Source organism: Streptomyces antimicrobicus (assembly GCF_020532625.1).
Taxonomy (GTDB): Bacteria; Actinomycetota; Actinomycetes; order Streptomycetales; family Streptomycetaceae; genus Streptomyces; species Streptomyces antimicrobicus.
In genome coordinates this window covers 1-24,897 of record NZ_JAJAUY010000070.1, presented here as the reverse complement: position 1 = coordinate 24,897, position 24,897 = coordinate 1, and the positions used below count along the sequence as shown (strand labels likewise).

21 protein-coding genes and 2 pseudogenes are annotated in these 24,897 nt (G+C 75.8%); 12 read left to right on the top strand and 11 right to left on the bottom strand.

What is annotated here, in order from left to right:
* Positions 1–155 precede the first annotated feature (155 nt).
* From LG632_RS18255 to LG632_RS18245, 3 genes are all read left to right on the top strand, one after another.
* Positions 156–1,694, top strand: a complete 1,539-nt coding sequence (locus tag LG632_RS18255; RefSeq protein WP_226728401.1) for an ATP-dependent DNA ligase — start codon at positions 156–158, stop codon at positions 1,692–1,694.
* An 80-nt stretch (positions 1,695–1,774) separates the two neighbouring features.
* On the top strand, positions 1,775–2,374 hold the full coding sequence (locus tag LG632_RS18250) for a helix-turn-helix domain-containing protein (protein ID WP_226728400.1): 600 nt from the start codon (positions 1,775–1,777) through the stop codon (positions 2,372–2,374).
* Positions 2,375–2,384: 10 nt separating this feature from the next.
* Positions 2,385–2,564 (top strand): DUF6126 family protein, encoded by a 180-nt coding sequence (locus tag LG632_RS18245; RefSeq protein ID WP_226728399.1) that lies wholly within the window; start codon positions 2,385–2,387, stop codon positions 2,562–2,564.
* On the opposite strand, the gene LG632_RS18240 is transcribed toward LG632_RS18245, so the two are convergent.
* On the bottom strand, positions 2,479–4,185 hold the full coding sequence (locus LG632_RS18240; protein WP_374203506.1) for an MFS transporter: 1,707 nt from the start codon (positions 4,183–4,185) through the stop codon (positions 2,479–2,481). The genes LG632_RS18245 and LG632_RS18240 overlap by 86 nt on opposite strands.
* A 64-nt stretch (positions 4,186–4,249) precedes the next feature.
* On the opposite strand from LG632_RS18240, the gene LG632_RS18235 reads away from it, so the two are divergent.
* A complete protein-coding gene (locus LG632_RS18235) occupies positions 4,250–7,801 on the top strand; it encodes a S8 family serine peptidase (RefSeq protein ID WP_226728397.1) in 3,552 nt (1,183 codons plus the stop codon).
* A 95-nt stretch (positions 7,802–7,896) separates the two neighbouring features.
* Here the strand turns inward: LG632_RS18235 and LG632_RS18230 are convergent, their stop codons facing one another.
* Entirely contained in the window at positions 7,897–8,421 is a 525-nt protein-coding gene (locus LG632_RS18230) for a hypothetical protein (RefSeq protein ID WP_226728396.1), read from the bottom strand.
* 128 nt (positions 8,422–8,549) lie between these two features.
* Here LG632_RS18230 and LG632_RS18225 point away from each other — a divergent pair, with 128 nt between their 5' ends.
* Both LG632_RS18225 and LG632_RS18220 read left to right on the top strand, forming a co-directional pair.
* Positions 8,550–9,290: a serine hydrolase gene (locus LG632_RS18225; RefSeq protein WP_226728395.1), complete on the top strand. Its 741-nt coding sequence runs from the start codon at positions 8,550–8,552 to the stop codon at positions 9,288–9,290.
* A 120-nt stretch (positions 9,291–9,410) separates the two neighbouring features.
* Complete coding sequence (locus tag LG632_RS18220; protein WP_226728394.1) at positions 9,411–9,926, top strand: protein-tyrosine phosphatase family protein; 516 nt, start codon at positions 9,411–9,413, stop codon at positions 9,924–9,926.
* A 5-nt stretch (positions 9,927–9,931) separates the two neighbouring features.
* On the opposite strand, the gene LG632_RS18215 is transcribed toward LG632_RS18220, so the two are convergent.
* Positions 9,932–10,420: a gluconokinase gene (locus LG632_RS18215; RefSeq protein WP_264201962.1), complete on the bottom strand. Its 489-nt coding sequence runs from the start codon at positions 10,418–10,420 to the stop codon at positions 9,932–9,934.
* A 149-nt stretch (positions 10,421–10,569) separates the two neighbouring features.
* Between LG632_RS18215 and LG632_RS18210 the strand changes: the two genes are divergently transcribed.
* Positions 10,570–11,205, top strand: coding sequence for a hypothetical protein (locus tag LG632_RS18210; protein ID WP_226728392.1), 636 nt, complete (start codon positions 10,570–10,572; stop codon positions 11,203–11,205).
* An 8-nt stretch (positions 11,206–11,213) separates the two neighbouring features.
* Here the strand turns inward: LG632_RS18210 and LG632_RS18205 are convergent.
* Positions 11,214–13,093: pseudogene (locus LG632_RS18205) on the bottom strand (ABC transporter ATP-binding protein).
* A gap of 149 nt (positions 13,094–13,242) precedes the next feature.
* On the opposite strand from LG632_RS18205, the gene LG632_RS18200 reads away from it, so the two are divergent.
* Positions 13,243–15,234, top strand: coding sequence for an AMP-binding protein (locus LG632_RS18200; RefSeq protein ID WP_226728391.1), 1,992 nt, complete (start codon positions 13,243–13,245; stop codon positions 15,232–15,234).
* Positions 15,235–15,249: 15 nt separating this feature from the next.
* On the opposite strand, the gene LG632_RS18195 is transcribed toward LG632_RS18200, so the two are convergent.
* On the bottom strand, positions 15,250–16,653 hold the full coding sequence (locus LG632_RS18195; protein ID WP_226728390.1) for a hypothetical protein: 1,404 nt from the start codon (positions 16,651–16,653) through the stop codon (positions 15,250–15,252).
* Between the two features lie 16 nt (positions 16,654–16,669).
* A pseudogene (locus LG632_RS30810) lies at positions 16,670–16,846 on the bottom strand (GNAT family N-acetyltransferase); the annotation flags it as partial.
* Positions 16,847–16,941: 95 nt separating this feature from the next.
* On the opposite strand from LG632_RS30810, the gene LG632_RS18190 reads away from it, so the two are divergent.
* Positions 16,942–17,364 carry a DUF350 domain-containing protein gene (locus tag LG632_RS18190; RefSeq protein ID WP_226728389.1) on the top strand — a complete coding sequence of 141 codons (423 nt, stop codon included), beginning with the start codon at positions 16,942–16,944 and terminating at the stop codon, positions 17,362–17,364.
* A gap of 33 nt (positions 17,365–17,397) precedes the next feature.
* Here LG632_RS18190 and LG632_RS18185 read toward each other — a convergent pair whose 3' ends face one another.
* The 4 genes from LG632_RS18185 to LG632_RS18170 all read right to left on the bottom strand — a co-directional run bounded on the left by LG632_RS18185 (position 17,398) and on the right by LG632_RS18170 (position 21,846).
* Positions 17,398–18,672, bottom strand: a complete 1,275-nt coding sequence (locus LG632_RS18185; protein ID WP_226728388.1) for an acyltransferase family protein — start codon at positions 18,670–18,672, stop codon at positions 17,398–17,400.
* Entirely contained in the window at positions 18,669–19,712 is a 1,044-nt protein-coding gene (locus LG632_RS18180; protein ID WP_226728387.1) for an alpha/beta hydrolase, read from the bottom strand. Before LG632_RS18180 ends, LG632_RS18185 begins: the two co-directional genes overlap by 4 nt.
* 110 nt (positions 19,713–19,822) lie before the next feature.
* Positions 19,823–20,503: a response regulator gene (locus tag LG632_RS18175; protein ID WP_226728386.1), complete on the bottom strand. Its 681-nt coding sequence runs from the start codon at positions 20,501–20,503 to the stop codon at positions 19,823–19,825.
* Positions 20,500–21,846 carry a sensor histidine kinase gene (locus tag LG632_RS18170; protein WP_226728385.1) on the bottom strand — a complete coding sequence of 449 codons (1,347 nt, stop codon included), beginning with the start codon at positions 21,844–21,846 and terminating at the stop codon, positions 20,500–20,502. The genes LG632_RS18175 and LG632_RS18170 overlap by 4 nt, the downstream gene beginning before the upstream one ends.
* Before the next feature lie 104 nt (positions 21,847–21,950).
* On the opposite strand from LG632_RS18170, the gene LG632_RS18165 reads away from it, so the two are divergent.
* Genes LG632_RS18165 through LG632_RS18155 form a run of 3 tightly spaced genes read left to right on the top strand, consistent with a single transcriptional unit; the run spans position 21,951 to position 23,907 of the window.
* Positions 21,951–22,895 carry an AEC family transporter gene (locus LG632_RS18165; protein ID WP_226728384.1) on the top strand — a complete coding sequence of 315 codons (945 nt, stop codon included), beginning with the start codon at positions 21,951–21,953 and terminating at the stop codon, positions 22,893–22,895.
* A gap of 9 nt (positions 22,896–22,904) precedes the next feature.
* Entirely contained in the window at positions 22,905–23,483 is a 579-nt protein-coding gene (locus LG632_RS18160) for an HXXEE domain-containing protein (protein WP_226728383.1), read from the top strand.
* Between the two features lie 13 nt (positions 23,484–23,496).
* Positions 23,497–23,907, top strand: coding sequence for a hypothetical protein (locus LG632_RS18155; protein ID WP_226728382.1), 411 nt, complete (start codon positions 23,497–23,499; stop codon positions 23,905–23,907).
* Here the strand turns inward: LG632_RS18155 and LG632_RS18150 are convergent.
* Positions 23,867–24,897: trypsin-like serine peptidase (locus tag LG632_RS18150; RefSeq protein ID WP_226728381.1), on the bottom strand; the 1,031-nt coding region annotated here is incomplete at its 5' end. The genes LG632_RS18155 and LG632_RS18150 overlap by 41 nt on opposite strands.

Here is a 24,897-nt window from a genome sequence, read left to right as displayed (position 1 = left end):
CGCCCACCGGCGCCGCCGGGGGCCTCCCGGCCCGGGTCCGGCAGCCCTCCCGCCGGAGCCCTGCGCGCTCGCGCCCGGGTCCGGCGGCCTCCCGCACCCCGGTCCGGTGGGCTCCCCGACCTGCGCGGGCCGGCGTCCGGCGGGAGGATGGGCGCATGCTGCTGGCCGAGGTCGCCCGCGTGTCCCGGGAGGTGGCCGGGACCTCCGCCCGGTCCCGCAAGTCCGCCCTGCTCGCGGAGCTGTTCCGGGCCGCCCCGCCGGCCGAGGCCGGGCTGGTGATCGCCTACCTCTCGGGCCGGCTGCCGCAGGGCCGGCCCGGCATCGGATGGCGGGCGCTCGGCCGTGAGGTGGCCCCCGCCGAACGGCCTGCGCTGACCGTGCCGGAGGTCGACGCGGCCGTGACCGCGCTGGCGGCCGTGTCGGGCCCCGGCGCGCAGAACGAGCGGCAGCGGATCCTGGACGGCCTGCTGGGCGCGGCCACCGCCGACGAACAGCGGTTCCTGCGCAGCCTGCTGTCCGGGGAGGTCCGCCAAGGAGCCCTCGACGCGGTCGCCCTGGAAGGCGTCGCGGCGGCGGCCGAGGTGCCCGCGGCGGCCCTGCGCCGGGCGGTGATGCTCGACGGCTCGCTGCCCCGGGTGGCCGGGGCGGTCCTGGCCGAGGGACCGGCGGCCCTGGAGACGTTCACGCTGCGGGTCGGCCGGCCGGTGCAGCCGATGCTCGCGAACACCGCCGCGTCCGTGGCCGACGCGCTGGCCGCCGTCGGCCCGGCCAGCGTGGAGGAGAAGCTCGACGGGATCCGGGTGCAGGTCCACCGCGACGGGAGCGAGGTCGGGGTGTTCACCCGCTCGCTCGACGAGATCACCGGCCGGCTGCCGGAGGTCGTGGAGCTGGCCCGGGCGCTGCCGGGGGACCGGTTCGTCCTCGACGGCGAGGTCATCGGGCTCGATCCGGCCGGGCGGCCGGTGCCCTTCCAGGAGGTCGCGAGCCGGGTGGGCTCCCGGCTGGACGTGCCGGCCGCCGCCCGGACCCTGCCGCTGACGGCGTACTTCTTCGACGTCCTGGCCGCCGAGGGCGAGGTGCTGCTCGACCTGCCGGCCCGGGAGCGCCACGCGACCCTGGCCGCGCTGGTGCCGGAGGCCTCCCGGGTGCGGCGGCTGGCCGTGGAGGACCCGCTCGGGCAGAGCGCCGAGGCGGAGGAGTTCTCGGCGGCCGCGCTGGGGCGCGGACACGAGGGCGTGATGGTCAAGGCCCTGGACTCCCCGTACGCGGCGGGCCGGCGCGGCAAGCAGTGGCTCAAGGTCAAGCCCGTGCACACCCTGGACCTGGTGGTGCTGGCGGCGGAGTGGGGCCACGGGCGGCGCACCGGACTGCTGTCCAACCTGCACCTGGGGGCGCGGGCGGCCGACGGCACCTTCGCGATGCTCGGCAAGACGTTCAAGGGGCTCACCGACGAGATGCTGCGCTGGCAGACCGAGCGGCTGCGGGAGCTGGCGACCGGCGACGACGGCTGGACCGTACGGGTCCGGCCGGAGCTGGTCGTGGAGATCGCCTACGACGGCCTCCAGCGCTCCCCGCGCTACCCGGCCGGGGTCGCGCTCCGCTTCGCGCGGGTGGTCCGGCACCGGCCGGACAAGAGCGCGGCGGAGGCGGACACGGTCGAGACGGTCCTCGGCACCCGCCCGGGCCCGGGGTGAGCCGGGCGCCCGGCCCGCGCCCCTTTGCCTCAGAGGCAAGGAGAATTGCCGTGGAGGCAATTGTCTGACTCAATCGGGGCATGAACCCGCCCGAAGACCTCCCCGCGGTCGCCCCGCAGCTGCGTGAGCTGCGCCGCCGCGCCGGGCTGACCCTGGAGGCCGCCGCCGCGCGGGCCCGGCTCTCGCCCGCCCACCTGTCCCGGCTGGAGACCGGCCGGCGCCAGCCCTCGCTTCCGCTGCTGCTGGGCCTCGCCCGTACCTACGGTACGACGGTCTCGGAGCTCCTCGGCGAGACCCCCGCGGCCCCCGACCCCGTCGTACGGGCCGGCGGTCCCGGCGCCCGCGAGGCCGACGGCTGGACGTACTGGCAGGCCGGCAGTCCGGGGCGGGGCATGCAGGCGCTGCGGGTGCACGTGCCGTACGCACCCGGTCCGGCCGAACTGGTCCGGGTGCACCCCGGCGAGGAGTGGCTCCACGTCCTCACGGGCCGGCTGCGGCTGAACCTGGGGGAGGCCGAGTACCTGCTGGAGCCGGGCGACAGCGCCCACTTCGACTCGCTGACCCCGCACCGGATCGGCGCCGTCGGCAGGACCGGGGCGGACCTGCTGTTCATCCACACGTTGCTGCAGAGCAGCCTGGCCGGGGTGTGCCTCGGCGGCGGCAGCAGCGACCGTCGCTGAGGGAGACATCGTGTCGCACACGCCGAACGCACCGCACACGCCGGGGACCGGGCCCGCCGGGGTACGGGCCCGGATCGAGGCCAAGTTCCCGCGGGGGTTGGTGATCAGGCTGGTGGCCTACCTGTTCGTCGGCCACCTGTTCGCCTTCTTCGTCTATCTGCTGTTCGTCCTGGGCGCGCAGAACCAGTAGGAGAACCCGTAGGAGGCGCCGGGGAAGCACCCGGAGGAGGGCCGGCAGGGGGACCGGCAGGAGATTCCGGGGCCTCTAGCGCCGGCGAGCACACCGCGCACTGGGTACGGCATTCCGGATGGGGTGCGTCCGGGCGCGGGGCGCGTACGGTCGCCCAGGCGAGCAGCGCCCCCAGCGCCAGGAGACCGGCGCACCACCCCATGGCCCGGCCGAAGGCCGCGTCGAAGGCGGCCGGCGTCAGATAGGCGTCCTGGTCCATCCCCGCCAGCAGCGGCAGCGCCGCCACGGCCAGCAGGCCCGCCGCCCGGGCGGCCGCGTTGTTGATGCCGCTGGCCAGGCCCGCCCGCCCGGGCGGCACCGAGGCGAGCACGGTCGCGGTCAGCGGCGCCACCAGCGTGGTCATGCCCAGCCCGAGCACCAGCATGGCAGGCAGGACGTCGCGCACGTAGGAGGCGTCCGGTCCCACCCGGAGCATCAGGACCATGCCCACCGCGCACAGCAGTGGTCCGACGGTCAGCGGGACCCTCGGCCCGATGCGTTCGCCGAGCTCACCGGCCCGGGCCGAGAGCAGCAGCATCAAAGCCGTGGTCGGCAGCAACGCGGCGCCCGCGCCGAGCGCCGAGTAGCCGCTGACCACCTGGAGCTGGAGCACCGCGAGGAAGAAGAAGCCGCCGAACGCGGCGTAGACGCACAAGGTCACCACGTTGACCGCCGTGAACTGGCGGGAGTGGAAGATCGACGGCGGCAGCATCGCCTGCGGACGGCGCCGCTCCACGACCACGAAGACCCCGGCCAGGAGCAGGCCCACCACCCCGGCGGCGACCACCGGGCCGGTCGCGGTGCGCGCCTCGATGAGCGCGTACGTGACCAGGCCGAGCGACGCCGCGCCCAGCACGGCCCCGAGCACGTCGAACCGCCCGCTCGCCTGCGGGTCCCGGGACTCCGGGACGTGGCGCAGCGCGATCGGGACGCACACCGCGGCCACGGGAACGTTCAGCAGGAACACCCAGCGCCACCCCGGCCCGTCGACCAGCCAGCCGCCGAGGAACGGCCCGACCGCCGCGCCCACGCCGCCGAACCCCGACCACAGTCCCACCGCGCGGGCCCGGTCGTCCGCGTGCAAGGAGCCCTGGATCAGGGCGAGCGAGCCGGGGGTGAGCAGGGCGCCGCCGACGCCCTGGACGGCGCGGGCGGCGATCAGCACGCCGGCGTTCGGGGCCAGACCGCACAGCAGCGACCCCACGGCGAACCAGACCGCACCCAGGACGAAGATCCGCCGGCGTCCGTAGCGGTCGCCGAGCGCCCCGCCGACCAGGATCAGCGCGGCCAGGGTCAGCAGATAGGCGTTGACGGTCCACTGCAGGACGGCGAGGTCGGCGCCGAGGTCGCGGCCGATCCGGGGCAACGCCACGTTGACCACCGTCGAGTCCAGCAGCGCCATGGTCGAGCCGAGGACCGTGGCGACCAGGATCCACCGGCCCCGCGGTGTGGCGAGCCGGACCTGGGGGGCCGTCGCCCGGGGGGTTGCCTCCACCCCTTCAGGCTCCCGGTCCTGGCCGGAATGAGCCAGTCGGCGGCGCGGAACGCGTCCTTGTTCTGAACATGGCGACGAGTTCACCATGGCGCGCACACGTCACGCACTTCCTTTCCGCACAATCTGCACGCGTCGTACGAGGGGACACCACGTGGCACGACGGACCGGACCGTTACGCGCGGCACTCGCCGCCCTCACCTCCCTGCTGCTCCTCCCCCTGGGCGCCGGCGTCGCCGCCGCCGCGCCGGAACCCGGCCCCGGGCCGGCCGAGCGGAAGATCGAACCCCAGCTGCGCACCCAGTTCGAGGAAGGCGAGGACAAGGCCGCCTTCTGGGTCTACCTCGACAGCGCCGCCGACCTCAGCTCCGCGAGCCGGCAGCAGAGCCGGGCGGGCAAGGCCGAGGCGGTCTACCGGGCCAAGACCGAACACGCCCGACGCAGCCAGGCCGAGCTGGTCAAGGCCCTGGACGGCGCCGGCGCGGAGTACACCTCGTACTGGATCGTCAACGCCGTCCGGGTCGTCGGCAGCGGCAAGCTCGCCGGCGCCCTCGCCCAGCGCCCCGAGGTCGCCCGGATCGACGCCGACGACCGGATCAGCCTGGCCCGGCCCGCCGAGGGCCGCAGCGAGCCGGTGACGAACGCCGTCGAGTGGAACATCGACCGGATCAAGGCCCCCCAGGTGTGGGACCAGTTCGGCGTGCGCGGCGAGGGCATCGTCGTCGCGAACATCGACAGCGGCGTCGACCACACCCACCCCGCCGTGAACGGCCAGTACCGCGGCAAGAAGGCCGACGGCGGCTACGACCACAACTACAACTGGTTCGACCCCGGCGGCATCTGCGCGGGCGCGGCCCCGTGCGACAACAACGACCACGGCACCCACACCATGGGCACGATGGTCGGCGACGACGGCGGGGCCAACAAGATCGGCGTGGCCCCCGGCGCCAAGTGGATCGCCGCCAAGGGCTGCGAGACCAGCTCCTGCTCCGAGGCCTCCCTGCTCGCCTCCGGCCAGTGGATCGTCGCCCCGACCGACCTGAGCGGGCACAACCCCCGCCCCGACCTCGCCCCGCACATCGTCAACAACTCCTGGGGCAGCTCGGCGCACGACGACTGGTACCGCCAGATCGTCGACACCTGGCGGGCCGCCGGCATCTTCCCGGCCTTCTCCAACGGCAACTCCGGCCCCGGCTGCGCCACCAGCGGATCGCCCGGTGACTACGCCGCCTCCTACAGCTCGGGCGCCTTCGACAGCAACGACGCCATCGCCTCCTTCTCCTCCCGCGGGGCGGGTCCCGGCGGGGTGGTCAAGCCCAACATCGCGGCTCCCGGCGTGAACGTCCGCTCCTCCGTCCGGGGCGGCGGCTACGGCTCCTTCTCCGGCACCTCGATGGCCTCGCCGCACACCGCCGCCACCGTGGCCCTGCTGTGGTCCGCCGCGCCCGCCCTCGAAGGCGACGTCGCGCAGACCGAGGCGCTGCTGGACGGCACCGCGCAGGACACCGACAACACCAGCTGCGGCGGCAGCGCCGCCGACAACAACGTCTTCGGCGAGGGCCGCCTCGACGCGCTCGCCGCGGTCCGGTCCGCCCCGCGCGGCGCCGTCGGCTCCCTGACCGGAACGGTCCGCTCCGGCGGCCTGCCGGTCGCGGGCGTCAAGGTGACCGCCGACGGCCCGATCGACCGTACGACGACCACCGCGGCGGACGGCAGCTACCGCTTCGCCTCGCTCTCGGTCGGCGACTACGCCCTGACCGCCGCCAAGTTCGGCTACGGCCAGGAGGCCGGGCGGGCCACCGTCACCGAGGGCGCCACCGCCGCCGCCGACTTCGCCCTCACCCAGGCCCCCTCGGGCAAGCTCACCGGCACGGTCTCCTCCGCCGCCGGCCCGGCCGCGGGAGCGGTCGTCACGGTCGCCGACACCCCGGTGACGGCCACCGCCGACGCCGCGGGCCGCTTCGAGGTGACCCTGCCGCACGGCAGCTACCGGGTGAACGCCACCCACTCCTCCCGCTGCGTCACCGCGGGCAGCAGCCAGGTCAGCGTCGCCGGGGACACCACCGTCGCCGTCACCCTGCCCGAGCGCACCGACGGCTACGGCTACGCCTGCGCCACCCCGGGCGACCGCCCGTACCCCGCCGGCGACCGGCAGCTCGCCCTGACCGGCGACAACACCACCGAGCGGATCGACCTGCCCTTCCCCGTCCCGCTGTACGGCAGGACGTACGGCCAGGCCTGGATCGGCACCAACGGCACCGTCAGCTTCGGCGGCGCCCACACCGGCGACATCAACGGCGACCTGCCGAGCGCGGCCACCCCGAACGCGGCCCTCTACCCGTTCTGGGACGACCTCGTCGTCGGCCCGGCCGGCACCGGTTCGGGCGTGTTCACCGCCGTGACCGGCACCGCCCCGCACCGCTCCCTCGTGATCGAGTGGCGGGACGTGGCCCACTGGTCCGCGCAAGGGGAGAAGTTCTCCTTCGCCGCGGCCGTCGGTGAGGACGGCACGGTCTCCTACCACTACAAGGGCACCGGCGGCACCGGCATCAAGGGCGGCTCCACCGCCACCGTGGGCGTCGAGAACGCCACCGGCACCGACGCCTTCCGGTACTCCTTCAACACCCCCGCCATCACCGACGGACTCGCCGTCACCTTCCGCACCACCCGCAGCGGGGTCGTCACCGGCCGCGTGCTCGACGCCAACGACGGCGGTGGCGTGGCCGGCGCGACCGTCACGGTCGGCTCCGGCGAGGGCGCGGTCTCCACCACCACGGCGGCGGACGGCGGCTACGTCGTCCAGAGCCCGGCGGGCGCCCGTACGGTCGCCATCGGCGCCCCGGCCTACGAGGGGGCCGAGGCAGCCGTGGAGGTGAAGGCGGCCGACGTCACCGCCGTCACCCGGGCGCTGCGCACCGGCAAGGTCACCCCCGCCGCACAGGCGGTGGAGGTCGTCCTGCCGCCGGAGCAGCTGCGCACCCGCACCCTCGACCTCACCAACCCCGGCCTGGGCACGGCCTACTCGGTGGCCGAGGACGCGCCGTGGCTGTCGGTGGCCCCGGCCGGCGGCGACCTGCCCACCGGCGGCAAGGCCTCGCTCACCCTGACCGTGCGGACGGCGGGCCTCGCACCGGGCACGGTCCTCAGCACCGACCTGAGGATCACCTCGGCGAGCGGCCGCACCCCGGTGCGCAGCGTGCCGGTGAAGGTCGTCGTCCCCCGCTACCAGGTGGCCCTCGACGCCGGATCCGACCGCCCCGGCACCGACACCCTCGGCGACGCCTGGTCGCCGGACCGCAAGTACACCGCCGGCTCCTACGGCTACCAGGGCGCCTCGTCGGTGCGGACCACCAGCCGTACGATCGCCGGCACGGACGAGCAGAGCCTGTACCGCAGCGCCCGTGAGGGCATGTACGAGTACCGCTTCGACAACGTCCCCAACGGCACCTACACCGTGGAACTCGGCTTCGCGGAGCTGTCGTCCACCCGGCCGAACAAGCGGGTCTTCGACGTCCTGGCCGAGGGCCAGGAGGTCCTGCCCTCGCTCGACATCGCCCTGGAGGCGGGCACGTACACGGCCCTGACCCGGAGCTACACGGTCACCGTCACCGACGGCGCGCTCAACCTCCGCTTCGTCACCCGCAGCGGCTTCGGCAAGCCGCTGCTGAACACCCTCCGGGTGACCGAGCGGCCCGACCGCGGCTAGCGCGGCGGCGGCACGACGAGGGGCGGGGTGCCCGGCCGGGCACCCCGCCCCGGCGTGTCGGGGGGCGGCGCCCGCCACCGCGGGCCGCCCGGGAGTCAGGCGCGGGTGACGTGGAACTCGGCGTCGAGCACCCGGGCGAGTTCCGGGCCGCCCCACTCCTCCACCCGGGCGAGGAAGCCGATCAGCTGCGACTGGACGTCGTAGAGCAGGTCGGGCACCTTGCCGACCTCCAGGACGACCGACGCCCGCCCGTCGGACACCCGTACGAGGTCCCCGTCGAACTCCAGGACCGGCACCGGGCCGTGCCCGAGCCAGGCCGGCTCCTCCCGCTCGGCCAGCGCCGCCCACTCCCGCCAGCTCTCCAGCCCGAAGCAGCACGAGGGCGGGATCACCGACCCGGTCGCCGGGTCGCGCAGCCGGACCCCGCCCGGCGCCAGCAGTCCGTCGGCGGCCAGCAGCCGGGCCGCCACGTCCCCGCCGCGACCCCCGTCGTCGTTGTGGTCCGCGATCAGCGCGAGCGCCGCCCCGACCGCCGCCGGGCGCAGGCTCCCGTCGAGGGCCAGCAGTTCACCGCCGTCCTCGGAGACCTCCAGCACCGCATCCATGACCCCGCCCGCCACATCCGCCTCCCTGGGCCCACCGGCGCGCCATTCGGGTGGCCGCGCCCCGCCGTGGCGGCGGCGCGCCCGGCCGGGCGCGCCCGCCCGGCTAACGTCCGGTTCATCATGAGCACGCAGACCGATCCATCATGACCACGCAAGCCGACCGCTTCGCCGACCTGCTCCGGTCCGCCGACGCGGCCTGGGCCGTCGGCGATGCCCACGGTACCCGGGACGCCGGAGCCGTAGGCCCGATCCGCCAGGACAGCCCCCTCGACGTGACCGGGCTGGCCGCCGTCCTCGTCCTCTGGCCCGTCGTCGGACGCCTCGTCGCCGAGGGCGAGCTCCGGCTGCACACGCCGCTGTCCGCCTACTGGGACCGGCACCACCCGGCCGGCGGGACGACCGCCCATCAACTGCTCACCCATACCGCGGCCGTCGACCGGCCCGCCGACCTTCTGTGCGCCCTCGCCGAACACCTGTCCGGCGAACCGCTCGCCACGTCCGTCGCCCGGCACGTGTGGGGTCCGCTCGGCATGAACCGGACCGGGCTCGTCGAGGCGGCCGACGGATCGGGGCCCGTGCTCCGTTCCACCCTGGACGATCTCGGCCGTTTCCTGCACCACCTGTGCGAGCCGGCCGACACGCCCGTGGCCCGGTCCTGGATCGCCGACTCGCTGCGCATCCGCACCGGCGAACTCGTCCCGGCCCGCGGCCTGCTGTGGCATCCGGCACCGCACGTCGACCCCCGGTCGGGCCTGTGGTGCCACGGGGACCCGGCGGCCGGCTCCACGCTCTGGCTCGCCCCGCGCGAGGGCCGCTGGGCGGTCCTGCTGACCCGGACGCCGGGGCTGCGGGAGGCGTTCCGGACCCTCGCATTCCAGTCGTAGTGGGCGGGCGGTCCCCGGCGTGCAGTGGATCAATTCCTGCCAGGGGACCGCCCATTCACTTTCTGTGCACCTGTGCGCGCCCTAGCATGGTGCGCGGGGGACGACCGGCGAGAGGGACCCATGGAGAAGAGCCGCCAGCAGGACCGCGACATACCCGGCCCGCAGTCCCCGTGGAGCGAGATCGCCCCCGGGCTGTGGATGGGCGGCCACTACTGGACCGATGCCTCCGGCGCACTCCAGCAGGCCGTCGTCGGCTCCGAGTTCGACGTGGTGATCAGCCTGTTCACCGTGGACGGACACGGGCCGAGCTACGAGACCGAGCACGTCATCGGCGAGATCCCCGACGCCCCGCTGACCCCGGCCCAGATCCGGACCGTGCAGCGCCTGGCCCGTACGGTCAAGCACGCCATGGACGGCGGACTCACCACGCTGGTGCGCTGCCACTCCGGCTACAACCGCTCCGGGCTGGTCGTCGCCCAGACCCTCATCGACGCGGGTCACGCACCTGGGGAGGCCATCGAGTTGATCCGCCGCCGGCGCTCGCCGTGGGCCCTCAACAACGACCTGTTCGAGGCCTACCTGACCACCGGGCTGGACATCGCCGCCCTGCTGTCCGAGCTCGAACCCCCCGCCTGACGGCCTCAGTGCGCGCCCCGCAGGGCGCGCAGGGCGGCCAGCGCCCGTGCGGCGACCTCCTCGGGAGTGCCGTGGACGTCGACCGTGACGCCGCGCTCGTCGGGGCCGAGCGGCTCCAGGGCGGCGAACTGGGAGTCCAGCAGCGAGGTGGGCATGAAGTGCCCGGTGCGCGCCGCCATCCGCCGGCCGATCAGCGCCCGGTCCCCGGCCAGGTGCACGAACACGGTCGCGGGCCGGGCGGCGCGCAGCCGGTCGCGGTAGCGGCGTTTGAGGGCCGAGGCGGCCACCACGCCCCCGCCGGGCCCGGTGCCGCGGGCCCACGCGCCGACGGCGTCGAGCCAGGGCCACCGGTCGGCGTCGTCCAGCGGCACCCCGGAGGCCATCTTCAGGACGTTGGCCCGCGGGTGGAAGTCGTCGCCCTCCGCGTACGGAAGGCCCAGCGCGGCGGCCAGCAGGCGACCCACGGTCGTCTTGCCCGTCCCCGACACGCCCATCACCACGATGACCTGCCCGGTGCCCACCGGCGTACCCCGCTTCCCTCGTCGTCGTGTCCGGCGTCCTCGCACTGTAGGCCGCCCGGGGGCCGGGGGAGTGTCCGGTGCCCGTCTTGTAGGCGGCGCGCCGACGGTGCGATCCTGCCGGGATGACTGATCCCTACGCGCGGCTCGCCGCCGCGGCCGCCGAGTGGGACGATCTCGGCCCCCGGCTGGAGCCGTCGGCGCTGCGCCAACTCGCCCTGCTGCTGGCGGCGTTACGGCTCGCCAAGGGCGACGTGGCCGAACGCGCCGCGCTGCTGGCCGCCCGGCTGCTGGGCGAGCAGCTGCCCGACCGGTTCCCCGGCGAGAGCCGGCTCACCGCCGTCGCCGCGGCCGGTTCCGCCGGCCACCGCGGGTACGTCGCCGACGACCTGGCCGTCCTGGTGCTCGACGGCCACCGCATGGTCGGCCCGGTGCTCGGCGAGGTCCGCGACCGGCTGCTGGCCGCCCCCGCCGTGGGCGACGCGGAGGCCCTGGAGGGCGGCTGCGACCCGTACGGGCCCGGGCTGATCCGGCTGCGGGGCGCCGGCGGGTTCGTCCGGTTGCCGGTCTTCCAGTTCGCCCCCGACGGCCGGGTCCGGCCCGTGGTCCGCGAGGTGAACCTGCTGCTCGGGGCCGACCGGGACCCCTGGGGGGCCGCCGACTGGTGGCTCTCGCCGCACCCCGGGCTGGGCGACGTACCGGCCGCGCTGCTGGGCGGTCCCGACGAAGGGCTGCTGCGGCCGGCCGCCGAGCGCGACTGAGCCTCCGGTCAGGCGCCGGCCACCGGGGCCGGTCCCGCGAACTGCGTGCGGTACAGCTCCTCGTACCGGCCGCCCGCCGCCAGCAGTTCCCCGTGCGTGCCGCGCTCCACGATCCGGCCGTCCTCCACCACCAGGATCAGATCGGCCGCCTGGACGGTCGACAGCCGGTGCGCGATCACGACGGCCGTCCGGCCCGCCAGGGCCTCGCCCAGGGCCTCCTGCACGGCCGCCTCCGAGGTGGAGTCCAGGTGCGCGGTGGCCTCGTCGAGGATGACCACCCGCTGCCGGGCCAGCAGCAGCCGGGCGATGGTCAGGCGCTGCCGCTCGCCGCCGGACAGCCGGTAGCCGCGTTCGCCCACCACCGTGTCCAGCCCGTCGGGCAGCGAGGCGACCAGGTCCTCCAGCCGGGAGCGGCGCAGGGCCTCCCACAGCTCCTCCTCGGTGGCCGAGGGCCGGGCCAGCAGCAGGTTGGAGCGCACGCTGTCGTGGAACAGGTGCCCGTCCTGGGTGACCATGCCGAGCGTCTCGCGGATCGAGTCGGCGCTCAGGTCCCGTACGTCGACCCCGCCGAGGCGCACCACGCCCGCGTCGGCGTCGTAGAGCCGGGGCAGCAACTGCGCGATGGTGGACTTCCCCGCCCCCGAGGAGCCGACGAGTGCGATCATCCGACCGGGCTCGGCGCGGAACGAGACGTCGTGCAGCACCTGCGTACCTCCCCGGGTGTCCAGGGCCGCGACCTCCTCCAGCGAGGCGAGCGAGACCTTGTCCGCCGACGGGTAGCCGAAGGACACCGCCTCGAACTCGATCGACACCGGCCCGTCCGGCACCCGGCGCGCGTCCGGCTTCTCGGTGATCAGGGGTTCGAGGTCCAGGACCTCGAAGACCCGCTCGAAGCTCACCAGGGCACTCATCACCTCCACCCGCGCCCCCGCGAGCGCCGTGAGCGGCGCGTACAGCCGGGTCAGCAGCAGGGCGAGCGCCACCACCTCACCCGCGTCCAGGGAGCCGCGCAGCGCGTACGTGCCGCCCAGGCCGTACACCAGGGCCAGCGCCAGCGCCGAGACCAGGGTGAGCGCGGTGACGAACGTCGACTGGGCCATCGCGGTACGGATCCCGATGTCGCGGACCCGGCCCGCGCGGGCCGCGAACTCGGCGGACTCGTCGGCGGGCCGCCCGAACAGCTTCACCAAGGTCGCGCCGGGCGCCGAGAAGCGCTCGGTCATCCGGGTGCCCATCGCGGCGTTCAGCTGCGCCGCCTCCCGTTGGAGGCGGGCCATCCGGACGCCCGTACGGCGGGCCGGCAGCACGAAGACCGGGAGCAGCACCAGCGCGAGCGCGGTGATCTGCCAGGAGATGCTCAGCATCACCGTCAGCGTGAGGAGGAGCGTGACGACGTTGGCGACCACGCCGGAGAGGGTGTTGCTGAACGCCCGCTGGGCGCCGATCACGTCGTTGTTGGCCGGCTGACCAGGGCGCCGGTGCGGGTACGGGTGAAGAAGGCCACCGGCATCCGCTGCACGTGGTCGAAGACCGCCGTGCGCAGATCCAGGATGAGGCCTTCGCCGAGGCCCGCCGACAGCCGCCGGGTCAGCAGGCCCAGCCCGGCCTCGACGACGGCGATCAGCGCGATCAGCAGGGCCAGCCGGACGACCGTCCCCTCCGGTCCGCCGGCCACGATCGCGTCGACCACCCGGGCCGCGAGCACCGGAGTGGCCACCGCCAGCAGCGCCGAGACCACGCTCAACAGCAGGAACAGGGCCAGCCCGCGGCGGTGCGGGCGGGCGAACGAGGCGACCCGGCGCAGGCTCGCCCGCGACAGCGGGCGGCGGTCGGACTGCGCGTTGATCGCGTTGTGCAGGGAGGTCCAGGCGGTTACTTCCATGTCCATACCGCGGACCGTAGGACCTCGACCGAACTTCAGGTCAAGGACCGCGCGGGAGCACCCGCAGGAGTGCCGTCCGGCGCCGACCTCCCGCCAACTCCCTTGGGCACAACGTTTTCCCGTGCGGTGTCGGTGCCCGGTGGCATCATCGGCGCATGACGCAGGAGTCCGAGGTCATCCGCTCAGGTCCGCGCACCACCGACACCGTCCTCGCCCGCTTCGAGCAGTGGGCGCGGGACACCCCTGACGCGCTCGCCGTCCTGTCCGGGACGTTCGACGTGCCCTACGGCGAACTCGACCGGCGCGCCAACCGGCTGGCCCGCCATCTGCTCGACGCCGGCCTGCCCGCCGGAGCCACCGTGGCCGTAGCCACCGCCCGCCGGGCCGACGCCGTGGTCGCGCTGCTGGCCGCGCTCAAGGCCGGCGGGGCGTACGCGCTGCTCGACCCCGACGCGCCACGGGTCGCCGAGCAACAGCTGCGCGCCGCCCGGCCCTTCGCGTTGATCACCCACACCCCGTACGTGGCGCGGCTGGACCTCGACGAGGGCCCGCGGGTGATCTGCCTCGACGCCGAGGCCGCGCAGATCGAGGCGCGCCCGACCCGGCCCCCGGCGGCGGAGCCCGGGCCCGTCGCCGCCGTCCTGTTCACCGGTGCGGACCGGCCGCGCGCCGTGCCCGTCGGCCAGGACCGGCTGCTCGCCGCCGCCGGGTCCTGGGCCCAGGTCGGGGCGTTCACCCCTGAGGACCGGCACCTGACGACGGCCCGGGCCGACGGCACCGCGTTCGCGGCCGGCTGGACCCGGGCGCTGTGCTCCGGCGGGGCGCTGGCGGTCCCCGAGGGCGCCCACTGGGCGGGCCACGAGATACGCCGCCGGATCGTCGAGGACCGGGTGACCGTCGTGCACACCGATCCGGCCGCCGCGCAGCGGCTCGCCGGCCCCCCGGCGGGCCGGCCGGACCTGCGCCGGCCCGAGTCCGGCCTCGCCACGGTCCGCCTGCTGAGCGTCACCGGGGACCGCCTGTTCCTCGACGAACACGCCGAGCTGGCCCTGCGGTTGCGCACCGGGGCCCGGCTGCTCAACGTCTACGCCACCACCGAGGCCGCCGGCTGCGGCACCTGGTTCGAGCTCGCCCAGCTGCCGCGGCCGGAGCCGGTCCCCGAGCGGACCTCGGTCGTCGGCGCGCCCTTCCCCGGCTGCCGGGCCGAGGTCCGCGACGGCCGGATCCACCTGGCGCCCCCCGAGGGCGGGGACCTCGTCCCCACCGGTGACCTCGGCCTGCTCCGGGCCGACGGGCTGCTGGAGTTCACCGGCCGCGAGCAGGACCGCGTCCTCCTGGGCGGTGCCGAGATCGACGCCCACAAGGTCGAGGCCGCCATCCGCACCCACGAGGGGACCGGGTCGGCGCTGGTGCGCCCCGTCTCCGCGCCCGGGGGCGAGCAGCGCCTCGTCGCCTACCTCGCGCCGTACGCCTTCCCCCCGCCCGGCGGCCATCCCGGGCTCCCGAACGCCGCCGGCCTGCGCATGCACCTGCGCGGCAAGCTGGACCCGGACGAGATCCCCCAGGGCGTGGTCCACCTGCAGTCCCTGCCCCGCACCCGCGCGGGCCGGGAGGACCGAGGGGGCCTGCCGCTGCCCGCCGAGCCCGCACCCTTGGCGGGCACCGGCCGGGTCAAGTTCGCCGCCTCCGCCGTGCCCACCCGCGGCTCGACCGCGGGCGACGCCCTCGCCTACGGCTGCGCCGGCTTCTTCCCCGGTCTCCTCGCGTTCGCGCTGACCTTCCTGCTGTGGCCCCGCTCGGTCGACCTCTCACTGGTGCCGTCGCCCTGGGCGGGGCTCTTCCTGATCCTCTACGCGTGCGAGTGCCTGGCCTTCGGCGCGGGCGTGGTCGTGCTGTTCGTCGGACGCCGCGCCATGCTGGCCCAGGGCCGGCCGCGCGGGCTGACCACGGCGGCCCACCTGTCGATCGTCTACCTGCTGGCGTCCTGGTGGCCCCAGGACAACTTCTACCGCCTCGCGGACAAGTACGACTATCCCGTGCAGGCCCTGCTGGTCTACACGTTCAACATCCCGCTGATGATCGCGGCGTTCGTCGTCGCCCTCTACGCCACCCGCTCCCCGGAGCCGCAGATCGACTACGACGACTGAGCCGGGAGCCGCGCCTCACTCCTGGAACTGCGCCCCCACCCGCCGGGCCTCCGCCCGCACCACGTCCGTCGCGGCGTCCAGCGCCGCGGCGGACCGGGCCGCCACGACCGCGCCGAACCACGGCGCCGGCTCGAAGGCCGCCGTCGGGATGGCCGGCAGGAACACCGCGTCCAGCGCGGCGCAGCGGCGCGCCATGACGGTGAACAGCTCCGTCAGCGGGGCCTCGGGCAACCGGGCCCCGAGCGCCACCCGGTCGACCACCCGCACCCGGTGGGCCCCGCCGCGCAGGTCGTCCAGCCGGGCCCGCACCATGAAGGCCACGGCCGGTCCGGTCAGCCGCAGATTGGTCTCGGTCGGCGCGAGCCGGCCCAGCCCGTCGGCCACGAAGTCCACGTCGAACCAGCCCCGGTAGCCGGCGGCCGACAGCTCCCGCCCGACCGCCTCGCCGAACGCGAGCAGCGGCTTCCCGGCCCAGTCGGGCACCACCCCGGGGCCGGTGGTCGCCCCCTGGTAACCCGTCCCGGCCACGTCCATCAGCGCGGCGCCCACCTCGTGGACCCGCCCGTCCTCGTCCACGAACCCGTCGTAGGTGAGGTCCCGGACGCCGTCGGGGCCCGGCCCGGCGACGTACTCCTCCACCAGCAACGGGCCCCGCGGCAACCGGCGCACGACGGCCCGCGCCCCGCCCGCCCGGGCCACGTCGCGGGCCGTGACCACCGTCGTGCCGGAGCCGCCGACGCCGTGCTCCGACTTCAGCACCGTGCCCCGGCCCGCCTTCGCCCGGGCGGCCAGCAGCCGGACGGCCGCCCGCCGGGTGCCGGCCCGCCACTGCGCGGGCACCACGACGTCCGGGTGCCCCCCGCCCGCCGCGATCCGCTCGAACAGCGCGTGCGCCTGCGCCTTGGACTCGTACCGCAGGGCCTCCGGCCGCCACGGGGTCCGCGTCAGCCGGGCGAAGGGCCCGGTCCGCCCCCACGGCACGAGCGGGAGCCCGAGCCCGGTCAGCTGCGCGGCCAGCGCCGGGCGGGCCCCGACGGCCGCCGACAGCGCGGGTCCGCCGTCCGCCCGGCTGCCGCCACCGGCCGCGAGCCCGTCGTAGACCTGGACGTCCTGCCACTCCAGCTGCCGGGCGAGCAGTTCCACCCATCCCGCGGGGACCGTGCGGGGCAGCACCAGTGCGGCGGGCAGCGGGCTGTAGAAGGCGGCCAGACAGGCGTAGTGGTGGGCGGCCCGCTGCTCCCGGTCCAGCGAGGCGTCGGCGAACTGGGCGTTGAACTCGGCCACGTTGCCCACGTGCACGGCCGGCCGGCCGCCGGTCCACGCCCGCGCCCAGCCGGCGAGCGGGGCGAGCTCCACCACGAACCGCAGCAGCCCGCCGGCCCCACCGCCCGGGGCCTGCCGCGCCCCGCCGTCCGCCACCGCGCCCGCCGCCGCCCCGCCCGTCCTCGGCCACCACCACCCGCCGGGCCGCCACGTCGCCGGCCTCGATCCGCAGCTCCGGCGCGCACCGTGCGAGGAAGGCCTCGTCGTACCCCCAGGACGCCTTGGACCGCAGCACCAGCTCGGTCAGTGCCGCCGCCTCCGCCGGCCGTGCCTCACGGATGCGCACCATCTTCCGCCTCCCCGTCCCGTTCCAGACAGCCGTGCGATAGATTCAGCCGACCCCCGGCACCGGTACCACCTCGACCAGCGGAGACAGGCTTCCCCATGAGTGACATCATCAACGGACTCGGCCGCACGAGCGCCTACGGAGCGCTCGGTCTGGTGCTGCTGATCCTCGGCGTCGTCCTCGTGGACGTGCTGACGCCCGGGAAGCTGGGCAAGCAGATCTGGGAGGAGCGCAACCGCAACGCCGCCCTGCTGCTCAGCTCCGCGCTGCTGGGCGTCGGAGGCATCGTGTTCACCTCGATCTGGACGACGTACGACGACTTCGGCAAGGGCCTGGTCTCCACGGCCGCGTTCGGTCTGCTCGGCCTGGTCCTGATGGGCGTGGCGTTCGTCGTCCTGGACTGGGTGACCCCGGGCAAGCTCGGGGCCATCGTGGTCGACCCCGAGCCGCACCCCGCGGTGTGGGTCTCCGCCGCCTGCAACCTCGCGGTGGCGGCGGTCGTTTCGGCGTCCATCGCCTGACCCCGGGGACCGTCCGCCGCCCCGGGACCGGCCTCAGGCCAGCCCGAGGGCGAAGACGGCGAACCCCGCCGCGAGCACCCCGGCGGCCGTCCTGCGGACGGCCGTCGCCCGCGTCCAGGGCTCCTCGAAACGCCGCGCCCAGCGCGCCAGGACGGCCAGCAGGAGCGCGAACACCGGCAGCCAGGCGGCCCGTTGCCCGATCCACGCCAGGGTGTCGGGCGCGGTGGTCAGCCCCGCGACCTCACCGAGGAACGACCCCGGCACCGCCGCCGCCAGCATCGCCGTCTGGTGCCAGCACAGGATGGTCATCGCGCACAGGTTGACGACCACCACCGGCGCCCACAGCGCCGGCCGGGACAGCAGCCGCGCCAGCCGGTCCCGCAGCAGGATCGCGGCCCCGGACTGGGCCGCGGCCAGGGCCAGGACGAGCAGCGACGGCGGGTGGGAGTTGGTGCGGTCGGCACCGGGGACGCCGACCATCGACGCCGGGTAGTCGAAGGCCACCAGGAGCACCGCGAACAGCGCCGCCCCGCCGGCCAGCAGCAGCCACGCCCCGCGCCGCCCGATCCGCCGCTCGCCCCACGCGACCCCCAGCTGGTACGCGAACAGCCAGCCGGGCAGGACGTTCAGCGCCGCCACCCACGAGGGCACGCCGTCCGCGTACGGGCCGTAGCGCAGGAAGTCCACCACCGCGACCGACCCCAGCAGCGGCGCCGCCGCCCACCCGCCCAGTCGGCGCGCCGCCCGGACGCAGTACGGCGTCAGCGCGGTCACCACCACGTACACCCCCACGAACCACAGCGGCTGGACCACCAGCGTCGCGCCGGTCCGCAGGCTCGCCTCGGGCACCCCGGCCGCGTACAGCACCGGCGCCGCCAGCGCCCACACGGCCGTCACCCCCAGCACCGGCCGGCCCAGCCGGGCGATCCGGCCGCGCAGCCACGCGCCGGTGCCGCCGGGGCGGCGGTGGTACGAGAGCACCGAGGCGTACCCGCCGACCAGGAAGAAGATGCCGAGCATCTGCAGCACCCAGCTGGCCGGCGCGAGGAACCCGAAGGCGGACAGCGGACTGGCGTTGTGCAGGCCGCCCGCCGCGTCCAGGGTGAACCCGCCGAGCATCCAGTGCCCGGTCGGCACGGCCAGCAACGCGAGGGCGCGCAGGCCGTCGACCGCCCGGTCACGGTGGGCCGGGGTGCGCCGCTCGATGCGCGCGGCGGTCCGGCGCAGGGCGGCGAGCGGGGCGCGCGGGGCGCGCGGAGCTGGCGGGGTGGGCGGAGCGGGCGGAACGGGTGCGGTCGGTGCGCTCATCGGATCTCTCCCGTCGCGATGGCGGCGAAGGCGGCCAGGGAAGTGGTGCCGGGGGCGAAGTAGCCGGTGTGGCCCCGCACGTCGGAGGCCGGCACCCGGCGGGCGCCGAAAGCGCGCCCCGCCGGGTCGGGACCGTGGCCGAGGCCGGCGACCTCGACGTTCGGTACGTCGTCGATCCAGTCGGAGGGGCCCTTGGCGGCCCAGACCCGGGCGCCGGTGCGCAGCGCGGACACCGACGCCGCCCGCATGCCGGGCGAGCCGAGCACGACCAGGTCGCGGGCGTCGAGCCCGGCCGCGGCCAGTCCGCACACCACCGAGCCGTAGGAGTGGCAGAACAGCGCCGGATCGGCGACGCCGACCGCGTCGAGCCCCTGCGTGAACCGGGTCAGCCGCGCGGCGCCCGCCTCGGCGAGCCGGCCGGTGGCGGCGTCCAGCCCGACCCCGACCGGAGTGGTGTACCCGGTCCACGCCACGACGGCCGCCCGGCCCCCGGTCGCCGCCCGCAGCGACCGGGCCATGCCACCGGGGCCGCTGTACGGCGCGTGCGGGGCGTCGTACCCGGCGGCGTCGTTGTCCGACCCGGGGACGACGACGGCGACGTGCGCGGAGCGCTCCAGGTCACCGAAGACCTCGGCGACCTGCCCCCGGCCGCGCGGGTCGAAGGCGAGGACCTGCCGGCCGGGCGCGGCCAGTGCGGCGAAGCGGGGGTCGCCGGTGGCGCGTACGGCGAGCCGGTTGGCCTCGTACCGCAGTCGTACGGGAGCCCCGTCGAGGTTGCCCACGACCAGCGGGTGCCGCCGCGCCAGCCGTTCGCGTTCGGCGCTGCCCAGGCCCGCGAAGAACCGGGCCACCTCGTACGGCGACGCGGTCGCCGGATCGGGCAGCGGCCGCCCCGGCCCCTGGTCGGACCGCCATTCGGCGGTGCCGGGCGGCGGCCCGGTGACCTCGACCTGGCTCCCCGCGGACGCCCATCCCGCGGTGCCCGTGACGGCGGCCACCGCCAGCACGGCGGCGGCCAGCGTCCTTGCGAACCGGCGCATTCCCCTTCTCCTCTCCTCGCGGCGAGGAGAAGGTAGGAAGGGGGTGTCGCACCGGCCTACGTACTACGGAGCCAACTGCGTGGTCATACCTGGGTAGGGGGTGGGGGAGATCACCCGTGGTCACCCGGGCGGACCAGGCCCGCCTCGTACGCGAAGATCACGGCCTGCGCCCGGTCCCGCAGGTCCAGCTTGGCCAGCACCCGCCCGATGTGGGTCTTGACCGTCTGCTCGGCCAGCACCAGGTGCCCGGCGATCTCCTGGTTCGACAGGCCCCGCGCGATCAGCTCCAGCACCTCGGTCTCGCGCGGTGTGAGCCCGTTCAGCCGCAGCCGGGGCTCCTTGCGCGGCGCCGGCCGCTGCTGCACGAAGTCCGCGATCAGCCGCCGGGTCACCGACGGCGCCAGCAGCGCCTCGCCCGAGGCGACCACCCGCACCGCCGCGATCAGGTCCGCCGGCGGCGCGTCCTTGAGCAGGAACCCGGACGCGCCGGCGCGCAGCGCCTCGTACACGTAGTCGTCGATGTCGAAGGTGGTCAGCATCAGCACCTTCGGCCGGTGCACCACCCCGGGCGGCGGGTCGAGGATCTCGCGGGCCGCCGACAGCCCGTCCATCTCCGGCATCCGCACGTCCATCAGCACCACGTCCGGATGCGTGGAGCGGGCCACGGCGACGCCCTGGCGGCCGTCCGGCGCCTCGCCCACGACGTCGATGTCGGCCTGCGCCGACAGCAGCGCGGCGAACCCCGCCCGCACCATGGCCTGGTCGTCGACGATGATCACACGGATGGTCAACTGGCGTCCTCGGTCAGCGGAAGTCGGGCGGCGACCCGGAAGCCGCCGTCGGGAAGCGGACCGGTGTCCAGCGTCCCGCCGGTCAACCGTACGCGCTCGCGCATCCCGACCAGACCGTGCCCCGTGCCCGAACTCTCCAGCGCCACCACCTCGTCCGGGGCCGGCCCGTTGACGACCAGGACCAGCACCTCGTCGCCGTCGGCGGTCACCGACACCCGGGTGTCCGCGCCCGGCGCGTGCCGGACCACGTTGGCCAGCGCCTCCTGCACGATCCGGTACGCCGACAGGTCCACGGCCGACGGCACCGCCTCCGGCAGGCCCGCCGCCATCGACAACTCCACCGGCTGCCCGGCCCGTACGGTCGCCTCGACCAGCTGCTGCAACCGGTCCAGCCCGGGCTGCGGGGCCCGCTCGCCGTCCGCGCCGTCGCCGCGCAGCACGGTCAGCAGCCGGCGCATCTCGCTCAGCGACTCGCGGGCGCTCGCCGCGATCGCGGCGAACTCCTGCCGCACCGGCTCCGCCAGGCCCGGCAGCCGGTACGGCGCCGAGTCGGCCTGCACGGTGATCACCGACATGTGGTGGGCGACCACGTCGTGCAACTCCCGGGCGATCCGGGCCCGTTCCTCCAGCAGCGTGCGCCGGGCCCGTTCGGCCTCGCTGATGCTCTCCTGCTCGGCGATCTTCTGCCGGGCGTCACCCAGGCCCCGCAGCGTGGCGGTGGTCACCAGCATCACGCCGGACAGGACGAACAGCAGCGCGTGCGTGTTCATCACCCCGGCCGGCTGCACGACGCCCAGCACCACCCCGGCCGCGCCGGTCACCAGCCATACGCCGGTCAGGGTCCGCACCGACTCGCGCAGCCCCAGGCACGCCATCAGCAGCAGGTACCCGACGATCGCCATCGGCGTCCACGGCCACGCCAGGCCCGGCGTGCCCGCCGCGTCGATCAGCAGCAGGGCGCCCACCACGTCCGAGAACAGCACCACCACCCACGCGTGCAGCGGCCGGGTCACCGCCAGCAGCAGCGGCACCGTCTGCGCCACCCCCAGCGCACCCGCCCACGCGCCGTCGCCCCGGTAGTCGTTGACCAGCACCGCGATGGTGGTGGGCAGCAACGCGGCCGTCGCCGCCCCCATGACCAGGTACGGCAGCCAGCGCTGCCACCGCTTCGGCGCCCGGGCGAACAGCGGCTCGGCCGCCCGGCCCGGCGTACGCACCCCGACGAGCAGACCGCCGAGGGCGTCGAGCGCGGGCCGCAGCCGGCGCGGCCGGACGGCGCGGCGCAGGCGGGAGCCGGGGGAGGGGCCGCGGGCGGGGGCGGGGGAGGGGCCGTCACTGCTCATGATCCGTCAGCGTACGCTCCACCCGGCGACCGGGGCCGGACCAGCGGGGTCGGCCGCCCTTGGCGGGGCTGCCCCGGGAACGGGCACCGGACGGGGAGGACTCCATGGGGACGATCGCGGTACTGGAGAAGCTGATTCCGGTCCTGCTGGCCTTCGGCTGCGGGGTGCTGCTCGCCCGCCGCAAGGTGGTGCCCGCCGAGAGCTCCAAGGCCTTCTCCGACTACTCCTTCCTCTTCGCCGTGCCCTGCTACCTCTTCGCCAGCATCCACGCCAGCGACCTCGGCGCCCTGTTCGACCGGCGGGCCGTGCTCGGCTACGCCACGGCGGCCGGGCTCGCGGTGCTGCTCGTCGGCCTCGCCTCGGTGGCGGCCGGGGTGCGCGAGCCCCGGGGCGTGGCGCTGCGGATCATGGCGGCGGTCCAGGTGAACACCGCGTACTTCGCCGTCCCGGTCTTCATCACCCTCTTCGGCGACGCCACGCCGATCCTGCCGGTGCTGCTGTTCCAGGTCTGCGTGCTGTCGCTGCTCGTCATCTCGGTCATGGAACTGGGCCGCGCCGAGGCCGTGGGCGGTCCCGCCGCGCGGCTCGGCCGGGCGCTCAGGGCTTCGCTGACCACCCCTCTGGTGCTCGCCTGCAACGCCGGCATCCTGCTGAACCTGCTGTCGGTCCCCGTGCCCGAGGTGGTGCTCGACGGCTTCGCCTTCGTCGGCGACAGCGCCTCACCGGTCGCCCTGTTCGCGCTGGGGCTGCACCTGGGCGGTTCCGGTCTGGACCTGCGGGGCACCACCCGGGAGGAGCTGGCGCTCGTCGCGTTCAAGGCCGCCGGTTTCCCGTTGCTGGCCTGGGCGGTGTGCGCCCTGGTGTTCGGGGTGAGCGGGTCGTGGCTGACGTACCTCGTCCTCGTCGCGGCGATGCCCACGCCGCAGAACCTCTTCGTCTTCGCCCAGCGCTACGACGTCGGGGTGCACCTGTCGGCGGCCCTGGTCGTCAAGAGCTCCCTGGCCACCTTGGTGCTGCTGCCCCTGTGGCTGCCGTGGGTCGCCGCATAGGCTGAGTCCATGATCGAGGACGACGAGGAGACGCGGCGGCCGGCCGGCCGCGGGCACGCGACCGGGGCGGCCGCGACATGGGGGCTGCTGGCCGCCTGGGCGGTGCACGACCTGGAGGAACTGGCCACCGTGCGGCGCTGGGCCCGCAACCGGGTCCCGGTCCTGCGCACCCGCCACCCGGCGGTACCCGAGGCGGTGTGGCGGCGCCTGGAGGCCTCCGGCGGGCGGGAGTTCGCCGGCGCCGTCGGGGTCATGGCCCTCATCGTGGCGGCGGCCGCCGCCGACGGCCACCGCACGGGCGGCCGCTCCGCCTTCTACCAGGTGGCCCTGAACGGCTTCGGACTGCACGGCGCGGTCCACGTCGGGCAGGCCCTCGCCACCCGCGGCTACACCCCGGGCGTGGTCACCAGTCCGCTGCTGGTCGTGCCGTTCACGCTCTGGGCGCGGGGCCGGCTGCGCCGGGCGGGTGTGCTGCGGCCCGGCCGGGCGCGGGACGCGGTGCACGGCCTCGCGCTCGCCGGCGCGGCCACGGCGGGCGCGCACCTGGTGGCCCGGCGGCTCATGGCTCGTTCCCCCGGCGGCCGCTGATCGTTGACCCGGCATGGAGCTGTTGCCCGCCGTGGCGGGGCCCGGGGTCGGTGCCCGGGCCGACGCCGCCGCCGAGACCGCCTGTCACCTGTACGACTCCGTGGCCGTCGGCGGCTGGAGCCGGGACGCGGTCGAGGACGCCGCCGAGGCCATCGAGACCACGGCCCACGCCCTCGCGACCGTGCACCCGCGCGCGGAACTCATCCTCGCCCCGGTGCACGCGGCCCTGGCCGACCTGCGCCGCCAGCTGTGCCTGCCGCCGCCGGACACGGCCATCGCCACCGGGCCGCCGGTGACGCCGCGCACCGTCGGCAATCCGCGGCGGACCCGGCGGACGCAGCCGCCCGGCCCGGCCGCGGCGCCGGGGGGTTCGGCCGCCTCCGTCACGTCCGCCCGCGTGTCGCCGCCGCGTACAGCGCCTTGACGTCGGCGCCGAAGTAGGAACTGTAGGAGGTGTCGGGAAGGTCGCCGCCGGTCTTCCAGCCGCCGATGACCCCGATGAGGGAACCGGTCCGGGTACGGCTGTCGTACGCGGCGATGAAGGGGCCGCCGCTGGTGCCGCCCGGGTAGCCGGTGCAGTTGATCCGCAGGAAGGTGCCGGGGATCTTCGGGTCGCGGCTGGTGAAACGGGTGGTGCGGTTGACGCAGGCGCGGGGCCGGGCGGCGCCGGCCGGGTGCCCGACGAGCATCACGCCGGGCTGCGCGTAGGCGCTGCCGGTGACCAGGCGGTTCCCGCCGACGACGGCTTCGACCCGCCGGCCGTCGGGCCGCGGCCCGACCTCGACGAAGGCCACGTCGAGCCTGGCCCCCTTGTTCGGGCCGAGGCGGCGGTAGCGCGGGTCGATCCAGATCCGGCGCACCGGGAACTTGCCGTAGGGCTGCGGCTTGGCGGCGGTGTACTTCGGGACGAAGTACAGCTGGCGGGTGTCGGCGCCGGTGAGGCAGTGCGCGGCGGTGACGACCAGGTTCCGGCCGGGCGAGGACACCACGCTGGCGGTACAGAAGTACCGCCCGCCGTTCCGCGCGGAGTACATCCGCCCGACGGCCGGAATCCCGTCGAAGTTCCACCCCCGCCCGGGCCCGGCCGAGCGCACCGGGGCACCGGCTCCGGCTCCGGTCCCGGTCGCGCCTCCGGTCGCGGCTCCGGACCCGGCACCGGCGGGCTGCCCCGCGTCCGCGGCCGGGCCGGGGTGGGTGGGCTCCGCGCCGGTGCCAGTGTCCGTGTCCGTGCCCGTGCCCGTGCCCGTGTCCGGGGTCGGCGTCGGGCAGGGGGCGGGGGCGTCGGCCGCCGGTGCACCGGCGGGTGCTCCGGGGACGGGGAGGCCGGTGCCGTCGTTCGGAGCCTGGGCGTCCGCGGGCGTCGGCCGGGGCGCTACGGGCGCCCGGCCGGGCGCCGTGTCGCCGCCGAGGCCCG

Bases quoted from the DNA above. Each gene is read 5' to 3' on its own strand.
- LG632_RS18185 (WP_226728388.1), bottom strand. From the start codon at position 18,672: ATGAGCGCACCGACCGCACCCGTTCCGCCCGCTCCGCCCACCCCGCCA.
- LG632_RS18180 (WP_226728387.1), bottom strand. From the start codon at position 19,712: ATGCGCCGGTTCGCAAGGACGCTGGCCGCCGCCGTGCTGGCGGTGGCC.
- LG632_RS18160 (WP_226728383.1), top strand. From the start codon at position 22,905: ATGATCGAGGACGACGAGGAGACGCGGCGGCCGGCCGGCCGCGGGCAC.
- LG632_RS18255 (WP_226728401.1), top strand. From the start codon at position 156: ATGCTGCTGGCCGAGGTCGCCCGCGTGTCCCGGGAGGTGGCCGGGACC.
- LG632_RS18170 (WP_226728385.1), bottom strand. From the start codon at position 21,846: ATGAGCAGTGACGGCCCCTCCCCCGCCCCCGCCCGCGGCCCCTCCCCC.
- LG632_RS18200 (WP_226728391.1), top strand. From the start codon at position 13,243: ATGACGCAGGAGTCCGAGGTCATCCGCTCAGGTCCGCGCACCACCGAC.
- LG632_RS18250 (WP_226728400.1), top strand. From the start codon at position 1,775: ATGAACCCGCCCGAAGACCTCCCCGCGGTCGCCCCGCAGCTGCGTGAG.
- LG632_RS18155 (WP_226728382.1), top strand. From the start codon at position 23,497: ATGGAGCTGTTGCCCGCCGTGGCGGGGCCCGGGGTCGGTGCCCGGGCC.
- LG632_RS18225 (WP_226728395.1), top strand. From the start codon at position 8,550: ATGACCACGCAAGCCGACCGCTTCGCCGACCTGCTCCGGTCCGCCGAC.
- LG632_RS18220 (WP_226728394.1), top strand. From the start codon at position 9,411: ATGGAGAAGAGCCGCCAGCAGGACCGCGACATACCCGGCCCGCAGTCC.
- LG632_RS18240 (WP_374203506.1), bottom strand. From the start codon at position 4,185: ATGGTGAACTCGTCGCCATGTTCAGAACAAGGACGCGTTCCGCGCCGC.
- LG632_RS18190 (WP_226728389.1), top strand. From the start codon at position 16,942: ATGAGTGACATCATCAACGGACTCGGCCGCACGAGCGCCTACGGAGCG.
- LG632_RS18165 (WP_226728384.1), top strand. From the start codon at position 21,951: ATGGGGACGATCGCGGTACTGGAGAAGCTGATTCCGGTCCTGCTGGCC.
- LG632_RS18215 (WP_264201962.1), bottom strand. From the start codon at position 10,420: ATGGGCGTGTCGGGGACGGGCAAGACGACCGTGGGTCGCCTGCTGGCC.
- LG632_RS18210 (WP_226728392.1), top strand. From the start codon at position 10,570: ATGACTGATCCCTACGCGCGGCTCGCCGCCGCGGCCGCCGAGTGGGAC.